The organism is Bacillus sp. JJ1127, assembly GCF_036965845.1.
Taxonomy (GTDB): domain Bacteria; phylum Bacillota; class Bacilli; order Bacillales; family Bacillaceae_G; genus Bacillus_A.
Genome location: NZ_JBALQK010000138.1, coordinates 1 through 9,861 on the forward strand (window position 1 = coordinate 1; position 9,861 = coordinate 9,861).

Genomic DNA, 9,861 nt, shown 5'->3' on the forward strand with positions numbered 1-9,861 from the left:
ATATTAAATGAGAAAATTGCTGCTGGTAAAGAGATTTTACGTGATAGTGTTGGATTGAAACCAATCACAGTTACATTGGATCACACTAAAATAGATATAAAATATCGCTGATATGTCACCAAAAAATATGGATTTTCTATTAAGTTATAGCCTATAATAACTTAATAGAAAGAATTATCAGTAAAATAAAAACTGTATAAGGGGTTTTAGGATGAAAGCAATTGCAGCGGGGATAGTAGCATCTTTTTTCTTTGCCTTTACATTTATTTTAAACCGGGCTATGGATTTACAAGGGGGAAGCTGGATTTGGAGTGCTTCGTTACAATACTATTTTATGGTTCCGTTACTTTTAATCATTGTCATTTATAGGGGGAATTTAAAGCAACTCTTTCAATATATGAAAAGCAATCCGAAAGAGTGGTTGTTATGGAGTACGGTTGGTTTCGGTCTTTTTTACGCACCGCTTAGCTTTGCAGGTGCATTTGGGTCAGGATGGCTCGTTGCCTCTACATGGCAAATTACGATTATAGCAGGGATGTTATTAACACCATTATTTACAACAAATTCACTACATAAAAAAGTTCCAATGAAAGAACTAATGATGTCTGCTGTTATATTATTAGGTGTTCTTCTTATGCAAGTAGAACATGCTTCCTCTTTAGGGATTCATGAAACCATTTTATGTGTAGTTCCGGTAATAGTCGCAGCATTTGCTTACCCACTTGGAAATCGAAAAATGATGCAAGTATGTAAAGGTGAGTTAGATGTTTTTCAACGAGTGCTTGGAATGACACTAGCAAGCTTACCATTTTGGTTTTTATTATCGGGCTATGAAGTTTCAACAAACGGATTACCATCAAGTGATCAAGTCTTTCAATGCTTTATCGTAGCAATCAGCTCAGGTTTAATTGCTACAGTATTATTCTTCTTTGCAACAGATCTTGTAAAGGATGATCCACAGAAACTAGCTACTGTAGAAGCAACGCAATCTGGTGAAGTTTTATTCGCATTACTAGGGGAATTAATATGGCTAGCTGCTCCAATTCCGTCATCTTTATCTTGGATTGGAATGAGCTTAGTGGTTGTTGGAATGATTTTACATAGTTACGTTGCGGTAGTTATGAAGAAAGAAGAAAAAATAACAGTGTGAATAAACATTATCTCTTTGAAAATAAAGAACTAATATTTTGATAAGAAGAAAATTTGATTAAGAAAAAGACTTAGGATAGATAACAACAAAATATATCTGAGTTGTCTCTCCTTTTGTATGAAGTGACAAGGTGGCGTACATAATGTTAGAACGTATTCAAAACATAGAGGAAGATTCTGTTGTAAATGTATTAAGATATGCAGTTGGGCCTCAGGAATCAAGTTTGCAAAAAGCAATAAGTTTTTACGCGAAAAATAAAAATGCATCATTATACAAATATCAAGAACATGGTTGTGTAGGTATTGAATTCATTGGTAAAAACAAAGCAAGAGTGTGTCATATAGCCGTCTCACCAGATAGTCGTAATAAAGGAGTAGCTTCCGACATGATAAAGAAAATAATTCATGTGCACGGGTTAACGTATATAGAAGTAGAAACAGACTGTGAAGCAGTAGAATTTTATAGAAAGTGCGGATTTATGATTACAAGTTTAGGGGAGAAGTATCCAGGTGTAGAAAGGTTTTATTGCTATTGGGGACAAGAATAGGTATTACTATATAAGAGTAAGATCTTTTATGGCACGCTATACTATATGCTTGATTTCATTTATATATCAACAATATGTAGAGATGTCTGATTATACAATTGATACTCGGGATGGATCCATACATTGGTAAACTATTCATTGGTTCTCATTGTTTAGGTGGGAGAACATCAGGTTCATTTTTACGTGCTGGTGAAAAGATATTAAAGCTATATATAGGAGGATAACTATGTCAAAAGAAAAAACTATTAGATTTAATAGCATTGAAGCAGAAAATCTAAAAATTGTTGATCAAAACGGAACAGTGCGACTGAGTTTGTATAATAATGAAAATATTCCACCACTATTAATGAACGGAGAAGATATATTGCCTGGACATAGACAAAATGATCCTATTGCTGGAATTATGTTTTACAACAGTGAGGGTGATGAGTGCGGTGGGCTAATTTATGGTAGTGAAAAAGATGATAAAGGGAATTATAATGCGGGTGCTTCTTTAACACTTGATCAATATAAGCAAGATCAAGTTATGCAAATGTACTATAGTGAGGAGAATGGAGAAAGGGAATATGGATTTAGTGTATATGATAGAGCAGATACACCACTTCCGGAATTAAATAATAAAACAGAGGAAATAAAGAAATCTATTACAAATGAAGAACTTCAAAAGGTCGAAATAGATAAAGTATGGGCCGGAAATACACAAAGAATATTTATGGGGAAAAATAAGCAAGGGGCAGTATCTGTTCGTTTAATGGATAGTAAAGGAAATCAGCGTATTCGTATGGTAGTTGATGAAAACGATGTTCCGCGAATGGAGTTTTTAGATGCTGATGGAACTGTGATATATAAACTTCCGCCGGAGTAATACCTATAAGTTTGGCAAAAAATGTTTATAAAAAATGAAATATTGCTATTTTCAAAAGATGATAAAAGAGATGCAGTTCAAACGCACCTCTTTTATCATCTTTACTTTTTGTCTTGCTGTGATGTTATTTCTTCATTTTTTAGCTCAAAAATCTTTTTCCCGTCTTCGCTTACAATGTCTACAGAGTCTCTTAGTTTATTTACTCCAATATACATAACGGGGTTTTTATCTGTACCTTTATTTTTTTCCACGCGTAATACAACAACTGACTTATCGTTTTCATCTTTCACTTCTTTTACTGTAATTTTATCATTTTGATATTTTTCTCCAAATGCTAAAAATATCATCATTTTTCCTTCACTGATTCGTTCTATTGAGTGATGAACCAAGGTAGGATCTTCTTGTGCTTTTTCGTATAGATTTGTTGGACCAAAGTTTCCTTCACCATACCTAGATTTTTCTAAAACCCAATAATTTTCGTAATCGCTTGTAAACAGTGCACATCCACCTAATCCGATAATACCGAATAACCAAAAGCTTAATATGAGTTTTTTCATGTAATTCACCTTTTATTATTATTTTTAAAATTTTTACATAGTTATTACTTTTAATATATGAGACGATTACAAGAGAGTATTCACTTTCGATTAGTTTTGGTGAGCACTCACCATTAAAGAAAATATATGATTTAGATGGGTATGTATTATTGGTAGGTGTCGGTTATGATTCGAATACATCCATTTATCTGAAATACGTACAGGTGCACGTGAATTGGTGAAAGCGGGGGCGCCTATTATTGAAAACGGCATGAGAGTATGGAAAGAGTTTGATGAAATGGACTATGATTCTGACTCGTTTGTTGAGATTGGAAAAGAGTTTGAACATACAGGCACTGTGACAATTGGTAAAGTTGGAAATGCAATGTGTAAATTAATGAAACAACGAGAAATTGTTGACTTTGGTGTACAATGGTTTCGTTCGAAAACTAAATAAGGGATGGTTATGATGAAGGGGAAAAAGATTTTAATTACGAGTGGTGGATGTTTAGAAAAATGGGATCAAGTACGTGGCCATACGAATTTAGCAAAAGGTACGATTGGAAGAATTCTTGCTGAAGAAGCGATGTCAAAAGGTGCATATGTTATATATTTGCATGGCTATTTTGCCGAAAAGCCCAATGGTACAAGTGCTCAATTAGAATTACATCCATTTGAGGGGATTATTGATTTACAAAATAAAATGAAAAGCATCATTACACATGAGAAAATCGATGCAGTTATTATGGCGGCAGCTGGATCAGATTGGATTGTGGAAAAAATCTGTGATCAAGATGGAAATACACTGGATATGAATGGGAAAATTTCAAGTGATATAGCGCCAATTATCCATTTCCAAAAAGCGCCTAAAGTATTAAAACAAATTAAGCAATGGGATCCAGAGACAATTCTAGTTGGTTTCAAACTTGAAAGCGGTATCAATGAAGACGAGCTAATTCAACGAGCAAGTGAAAGAATGGAGCAGGCAAAAGCCAATTTTATGATAGCAAATTCACCACATTCGTTATATTCACGTGCAGCCATTCATCATGTAATTGGAGAAGATGGCCATGTTTTGGTTTGCAAAGGAAAAGATGAAACTGCGAAAGAGATTGTTAATAGGTTAGAACATTTATGTAATCGCGTAGAAGAGGGGAACTTGAGTAGTTAATGCGGAGAAGGAGTCGTGCTCTTTGGAAATATAAAAGTAATTTGTACATTATTACATAATGAAAAGAAAGTATCAGAGAGAAATATAAATGCAATTAGACAATGGTATACACATCATTTTTACTACAGCAAGAGCTCCTCGTTCGATGAAACAGTTTCTTTTAAAGGAATTACAGAGAATTTGAATGATGGTGCAGCGTATATTTTAGAATAGATAAAGGGGGGAAGCTTATGGAACAGTTACTAAAGCAAGCCATTCAGTTACGGAGTGAAAAGAAATATGAGGGGTCAAAAGATATTTTAGTGCACTTGGCAAATCTCACCGATAATCCGGAAGTATTGTATCAGTGTGCCTGCATACATGATGTAATGGGACTTGAAACAGAGGCTGCCCCATATTACGAAAAAGCAATTGCGAATGGACTTACTGGAGAGTCGCTCTGCGGAGCATATATTGGACTTGGAAGTACATATCGCTGCATTGGTGAATACGAAAAAGCGATTGCTACATTAGAAGCTGGTTTACAGCGGTTTCCAGAAAATAATGTTATGAAAGTGTTTTTATCAATAGCGAAATATAATATAAAGGCATATGAAGAAGCGATGAAATTATTAATAGAGACTGTTTTGAATTTAGAAGATGTGAAAGAATACGAGAGAGCAATTTTATTTTATAAAGATCATTTGAACAAGATTTTCAAATAAGGGGGTAGGACTATATGAATACATCCATTTCACGAAAGAAAAGGAACATTTGGATTGGACTTACAGCATTAATTGTATTATCGAATTATTTAGCGTACGCACTTCCTATTGTGCCTGTTATACCGAAAGAAATGGTACTTGGTTCATTATTAGATTTTCTCATTATAATTCCTGTTATCACGTATTTTTTTATTATACGTAAACGCTACTCATTAACTTATATATTCCCCGTTGTAATCGCAGGTTATATTGCTGCAAGGTTTGTCATTCCAAATGATTATTTACAGGCCTTTTCATTTGTGTCTTATATTTTAGTTGCGGGTGAACTCGCGTTTTTAGCTGTAGAGTTATTTATTCTATATAAGATTGCTAGAACGTTACCGAAAATTATAAAGTTTTATAAACAATATAAGAAAGAATATCCATCATTCTCTTTGGCAATTGATAAGGCATTCGATGCGGCATTAAAAAGAAATAATGTAGTAAATGTTATTGCTTCAGAATGTAAACTATTGTACTATGCTTTATTGTCTTGGCGTACAAAGGCTCCAGAAAGTCAGTATGTTTTTTCATATCATAAAAAAACTGGGGCGATTCCATTTTATATTGCACTTATTCATGCAACATTAATTGAATCAATTGGGTTTCATTATTTACTTCATCAGTGGAATGAAGTAGTTGCTTGGATATTACTCGTTGTAAATATATATGGAATTTTATATTTTTTAGCTGAGATCCAAGCAATTCGTACAAATCCATATATTATGACAGACAAAGAAATTGTAATCCAAGTCGGGTTTGGAAAGAAAATCGTTGTACCATTTTCTCAAATAGAAGATATTACATTTTATAAAGGTGAAGCACTAACTAAGGAAGAAGAAAAAGAAGTATTTGAAGCAACTATAATGGAGTTTATAAAGGAACCAGCTACTTTTGAAATAAAATTAAAAGAACCGTTAACAGCAGAGCTATTGTATGGATTTTCTAAAACAGTAAATCGTGTACATGTCAATGTAGATGAGGATCGGAAGTTTTATGAAGTAATTGTTGCGAAATTAGAGCAAGGTAGACAGTGTGAATAGAGTTACAAAGTATTATCGTGCTTTTGGTATGTATGGAGTCTGTAAGATCATTGGAGAAATGATCGCCAATGTATATGTAGTAGAAAAATAGTGAGAAACAAAATAAACCAGCAAGCTAGAGGCTTGCTGGTTTTCATCGTAAACAATTAAAAAATATGGTAAAATTAAGAGGTAACTTATGGTGCGGTTGGTTGTTCAATTATCACTTCTCCGAATAGAAGGGAGGTGATAATCGTGAGTGAAATTGCGTTGTTACTGCAAGGTGGATTATTTCTCGTTGCATTGCTAACGTTTATTGTCGTTTTAATCGACAAGCTCAAAAAATAACAACCCACCTATGCCAATAGAATGTGGGTTGTTTTGTTCGTAAGAAACAAATAGGATAAATGAACAATCCAATCTGTAAAGTTACGTGAACTAGTGTGTAGCCGCACACTAGTCTTTTTTATTTATATACAATATATCATTGTTTTATGTGATTGTATTGTTCTTTTCATGCTTATTATAACATAGTGTCTTTTCATCAAGAAAGGAGACCGTATGTTCTTATTTTGAAATATCTGTATTTAAATGCGAACTGTTGTACTTTTTTCTTTAAATAAATTATCCATATACTGTTTTAAACTCTCAATATAGAACTCTTGATTTTCAACATGGTTCACCCCAACGATTGGAGATGGAAGTTCGTATGTCTTTTGAGATAAATGGACAACAACATCAAAAATATCAAATAGGCGGATGAAGCAGAATAAACCATCTTTATCACTCATTAATATAAAATAGTGATTATCACTCTTTGTATTTAGTGTATTCCATAATGAACTTTTACTTAAATCACGAACAATGTTTTTTTCCTTTAATTCAATAAAATCGGCATTAGATATAATAGAAGAAATATCAATTGCATCTGGATCATCAAAATAACCATCAATTGTATGAACAGCGAACGTATAAGCCATTTTTAATATGCTCATTTTATATTTTCGATTGTCTAAAAGTAACTCACGTTGAATAGAACTAGCTACCTTTGTTACACGTTCTTCTTTCCAAATTTCATTATGTAGCGAAATATCATGCTTTTTACATAGTTTCATAATCAATGAGTTAGAATAGTGCATTTCAGCGTTTGTTTCCACGACGTCTGTTTCAGTTGCTGCGAATTCTTGACCGTGTTCATTTGTATATAGTGGGGAATCAATTTGCTGCTTCATTTGTTCGATTTTATATTGAATGAGTTTATGTCTAATTAATGGGCGATCGACATTTGTTGTAAGATGTTCATGGCAAGAATCGCAAATTGAGTTTGTGAAATAATATCCACATAAAATCTCTGGGATGACGTATTGTTCACTAAGTTCTTTTGTTTCTTTTCTGCAAATGATGCATTGCGTCATATTTATCACCTTTACCTGCAAATTTGTATGTAATCCCATTGTAGTGTATTTAATGATATTTTGGAATATTGTAGATCAAAATATCATGTAAAATTTATGATTATTTTGGTACAATGAAGAGAAGTGCTAGTTTAAAGGAGGACGTTTTTTTGAAATCGAAAGTGCACTTTTGGACATTGGAAGTGCTAATGGTTGTAGGAATCGTATTTATTTGCACAAAAATATCATTTTTATTTCAACCAATTGGCATATTCGTTTCAACATTATTTTTCCCAATTTTAATCGCATTGTTTCTATACTTCATATTTAATCCTGTGTTGGTGTTTTTAGAAAAGCAAAAAGTTCCTAGAAATTTAGCGATTTTATTGTTGTATGTTTTTATCATTACATTAACTGCAGTCGCTATTGGTGTAGTTGTTCCAACAATTTCACAGCAGCTAACGGAGTTGGTGAAAAACATGCCAACTTATATTAAAGAGGGAAGAGTATACATACAAGAACTATCTCATCATAGGCTATTTGAATGGGTGACTACACAAAATTATGTGTCGATTGAAACGATTGAAAAAAATGCAATTCAATATTTGAAAGAGATACCAAACACGATTACGTCGAGTGCAACGGCTTTATTTGGTATAATCACAAATGTTGCATTAGTGGTGTTTACCGTGCCATTTATCCTGTTTTACATGTTTAAAGATGGACATGCATTTCCAGGAAAGGCTGTCAGTATATTACCAGAATCATACCAGCAAGAAGGACTTCGAATCATAAAAGAAACGAATGAAACCTTATCTGCGTATATTCAAGGGCAAGCGCTTGTTTGTTTGTTTATTGGTGCATTTACATTTGTCGGATACTTAATTATTGGTTTACCATATGCCTTCATTTTAGGTATCATAGCGGCATTTACAAATATTATTCCAAACTTAGGACCTTTTATTGGGGCGGCGCCAGCTGTTATTGTCGGATTATTTGTATCTCCAATGCAAGCAGTTTGGGTAATCGTTATTGTTACGATTGTCCAGCAATTTGAAAGTAATATTATTTCACCACGTATTATGAGCTCAAAGTTAAATATCCACCCTTTGACAATTATCATATTAATTTTAGGAGTAGGGAACTTTGCTGGAATTATTGGGATGATTTTAGCGGTACCTGCTTATGCGGTAACAAAAACGATTGTTTCAAACTTGGTGAGATTATTTAAGACAAAAAGAAACAATCGAAAATAGAGGATACTCATATGAATCAAGAAAGATGCATCGCTTTTTAAGCGGTGTATTTTTTTTATTCTAGGAATAATGGGTTTTTATGGTAACATTCTATTGAGGATACAATATTGTTTCTTCAACTAACGGAGTAGTTTAATGGAATAACTTATGTTGTAACAAAATGAGCATTTAACAGTGGAGGTTGAAGTTATGAAAAGGTTAGTTATTATTACAGTAGGAAAAACCCATAGTGGAAAAACTACATTTGCAAGAGCTCTAGAAAAAGAGTTAAATAACTCTTTTGTTATGGACCAAGATAACCACGCTGAATTTATAAACACATATTATAAAAATTTACAACCGAAACGAGGACCTAATACTCTTAAGCATGCTCTCTCAAAGCTAATTGTCGATTATGCCAAAGAACATACTCATTTAAATCTTATTATTTGCAACTCAAATCGAAGTCGAAATGGGCGATTGTATTTGCTTGAAGAGCTGTTTAATAAAGATGAATTTGTCCGTATCTTGGTTCATTTTGATATTCCAGATGATGTTCTTCATGAACGAGTTACTCAAAGCGGGCGAAGTACCAATATATTTAGGGGTCCTTATTCTAATTTTGAGGAAGTGCTTGTCCGGCAACATGCTGAATCCCTAACAGAAGATGTAACAGACCCAGTAGAAGGTGAAGCAGATCATCTATTTGTAATTAAAGACAACGAGGAAGTTGATTCTGTTATTAAAGAAGTTGTCCATATTGCTGAATGTTTATGATTATACCCAAGAACTGGTAGCAATCTTCGATAGGTCTACTCGAAAGTAATGCATCATGTGAGGGGGGGAATTGTTGTCATATGAGGTAATTTGCTGTAGTTGTAGAAAAAATTTAGAATTTATGAAGGAACTAGGCAATATAAACAGTTTAAGGAAAATAAGAATAGTGTATTTTGTTGTGAAAATTGTAATCATAATATACGTCTTGATGCCATTAAAAACTTTTTTAGATATAGAGGATGAAGGGCCGATTGTGTGATATCTAGAAGTAATATGAATATTCCTTCAACAATTGGGCGCGATTGTTGAACAAGAAGTAAAAGGGTGAATATGTATCACCCTTTTCTATAGATTTTTACGAACTAGATGTTTTTATTGTGTAATTTCTATATAATTTTTTGGAGTAAACAGCATTTTAAAA

12 protein-coding genes and 2 pseudogenes are annotated in these 9,861 nt (G+C 33.2%); 12 read left to right on the plus strand and 2 right to left on the minus strand.

Annotated features, from left to right (window positions below):
* The first annotated feature begins 211 nt into the window (after positions 1-211).
* From V7183_RS14210 to V7183_RS14225, 4 genes and pseudogenes are all read left to right on the plus strand, one after another.
* Positions 212-1,150, plus strand: a complete 939-nt coding sequence (locus V7183_RS14210; RefSeq protein ID WP_335359937.1) for a DMT family transporter — start codon at positions 212-214, stop codon at positions 1,148-1,150.
* Positions 1,151-1,292: 142 nt separating this feature from the next.
* On the plus strand, positions 1,293-1,697 hold the full coding sequence (locus V7183_RS14215; RefSeq protein WP_097899037.1) for a GNAT family N-acetyltransferase: 405 nt from the start codon (positions 1,293-1,295) through the stop codon (positions 1,695-1,697).
* Positions 1,687-1,921 (plus strand): annotated as a pseudogene (locus tag V7183_RS14220) (hypothetical protein); the annotation flags it as partial. The gene V7183_RS14215 and the pseudogene V7183_RS14220, both read left to right, overlap by 11 nt.
* Positions 1,922-1,923: 2 nt before the next feature.
* Positions 1,924-2,562: a hypothetical protein gene (locus tag V7183_RS14225; RefSeq protein WP_097899038.1), complete on the plus strand. Its 639-nt coding sequence runs from the start codon at positions 1,924-1,926 to the stop codon at positions 2,560-2,562.
* Positions 2,563-2,663: 101 nt separating this feature from the next.
* Here V7183_RS14225 and V7183_RS14230 read toward each other — a convergent pair whose 3' ends face one another.
* Positions 2,664-3,119 (minus strand): hypothetical protein, encoded by a 456-nt coding sequence (locus V7183_RS14230; RefSeq protein WP_335359938.1) that lies wholly within the window; start codon positions 3,117-3,119, stop codon positions 2,664-2,666.
* 59 nt (positions 3,120-3,178) lie between these two features.
* Here V7183_RS14230 and V7183_RS14235 point away from each other — a divergent pair.
* The 6 genes and pseudogenes from V7183_RS14235 to V7183_RS14260 form a co-directional block, all read left to right on the plus strand.
* Positions 3,179-3,555: pseudogene (locus tag V7183_RS14235) on the plus strand (AAC(3) family N-acetyltransferase); the annotation flags it as partial.
* A gap of 3 nt (positions 3,556-3,558) precedes the next feature.
* Positions 3,559-4,269 carry a phosphopantothenoylcysteine decarboxylase domain-containing protein gene (locus V7183_RS14240; protein WP_170958189.1) on the plus strand — a complete coding sequence of 237 codons (711 nt, stop codon included), beginning with the start codon at positions 3,559-3,561 and terminating at the stop codon, positions 4,267-4,269.
* 15 nt (positions 4,270-4,284) lie between these two features.
* Positions 4,285-4,482, plus strand: coding sequence for a hypothetical protein (locus tag V7183_RS14245; protein WP_230322495.1), 198 nt, complete (start codon positions 4,285-4,287; stop codon positions 4,480-4,482).
* 17 nt (positions 4,483-4,499) lie between these two features.
* Positions 4,500-4,973, plus strand: coding sequence for a tetratricopeptide repeat protein (locus tag V7183_RS14250; protein WP_335359939.1), 474 nt, complete (start codon positions 4,500-4,502; stop codon positions 4,971-4,973).
* A gap of 14 nt (positions 4,974-4,987) precedes the next feature.
* On the plus strand, positions 4,988-6,055 hold the full coding sequence (locus V7183_RS14255) for a hypothetical protein (RefSeq protein WP_335359940.1): 1,068 nt from the start codon (positions 4,988-4,990) through the stop codon (positions 6,053-6,055).
* Positions 6,056-6,289: 234 nt separating this feature from the next.
* Positions 6,290-6,382, plus strand: a complete 93-nt coding sequence (locus V7183_RS14260; protein ID WP_001289319.1) for a putative holin-like toxin — start codon at positions 6,290-6,292, stop codon at positions 6,380-6,382.
* Between the two features lie 239 nt (positions 6,383-6,621).
* On the opposite strand, the gene V7183_RS14265 is transcribed toward V7183_RS14260, so the two are convergent.
* Complete coding sequence (locus V7183_RS14265) at positions 6,622-7,449, minus strand: HNH endonuclease (protein WP_097899044.1); 828 nt, start codon at positions 7,447-7,449, stop codon at positions 6,622-6,624.
* 149 nt (positions 7,450-7,598) lie between these two features.
* On the opposite strand from V7183_RS14265, the gene V7183_RS14270 reads away from it, so the two are divergent.
* Together V7183_RS14270 and V7183_RS14275 are read left to right on the plus strand one after the other, a co-directional pair.
* Entirely contained in the window at positions 7,599-8,684 is a 1,086-nt protein-coding gene (locus tag V7183_RS14270; RefSeq protein WP_097899045.1) for an AI-2E family transporter, read from the plus strand.
* Positions 8,685-8,873: 189 nt separating this feature from the next.
* Positions 8,874-9,440 carry an AAA family ATPase gene (locus tag V7183_RS14275; protein ID WP_335359941.1) on the plus strand — a complete coding sequence of 189 codons (567 nt, stop codon included), beginning with the start codon at positions 8,874-8,876 and terminating at the stop codon, positions 9,438-9,440.
* Positions 9,441-9,861: the final 421 nt, after the last annotated feature.

Bases quoted from the DNA above. Each gene is read 5' to 3' on its own strand.
- V7183_RS14210 (WP_335359937.1), top strand. From the start codon at position 212: ATGAAAGCAATTGCAGCGGGGATAGTAGCATCTTTTTTCTTTGCCTTT.
- V7183_RS14215 (WP_097899037.1), top strand. From the start codon at position 1,293: ATGTTAGAACGTATTCAAAACATAGAGGAAGATTCTGTTGTAAATGTA.
- V7183_RS14225 (WP_097899038.1), top strand. From the start codon at position 1,924: ATGTCAAAAGAAAAAACTATTAGATTTAATAGCATTGAAGCAGAAAAT.
- V7183_RS14230 (WP_335359938.1), bottom strand. From the start codon at position 3,119: ATGAAAAAACTCATATTAAGCTTTTGGTTATTCGGTATTATCGGATTA.
- V7183_RS14240 (WP_170958189.1), top strand. From the start codon at position 3,559: ATGGTTATGATGAAGGGGAAAAAGATTTTAATTACGAGTGGTGGATGT.
- V7183_RS14250 (WP_335359939.1), top strand. From the start codon at position 4,500: ATGGAACAGTTACTAAAGCAAGCCATTCAGTTACGGAGTGAAAAGAAA.
- V7183_RS14255 (WP_335359940.1), top strand. From the start codon at position 4,988: ATGAATACATCCATTTCACGAAAGAAAAGGAACATTTGGATTGGACTT.
- V7183_RS14265 (WP_097899044.1), bottom strand. From the start codon at position 7,449: ATGACGCAATGCATCATTTGCAGAAAAGAAACAAAAGAACTTAGTGAA.
- V7183_RS14275 (WP_335359941.1), top strand. From the start codon at position 8,874: ATGAAAAGGTTAGTTATTATTACAGTAGGAAAAACCCATAGTGGAAAA.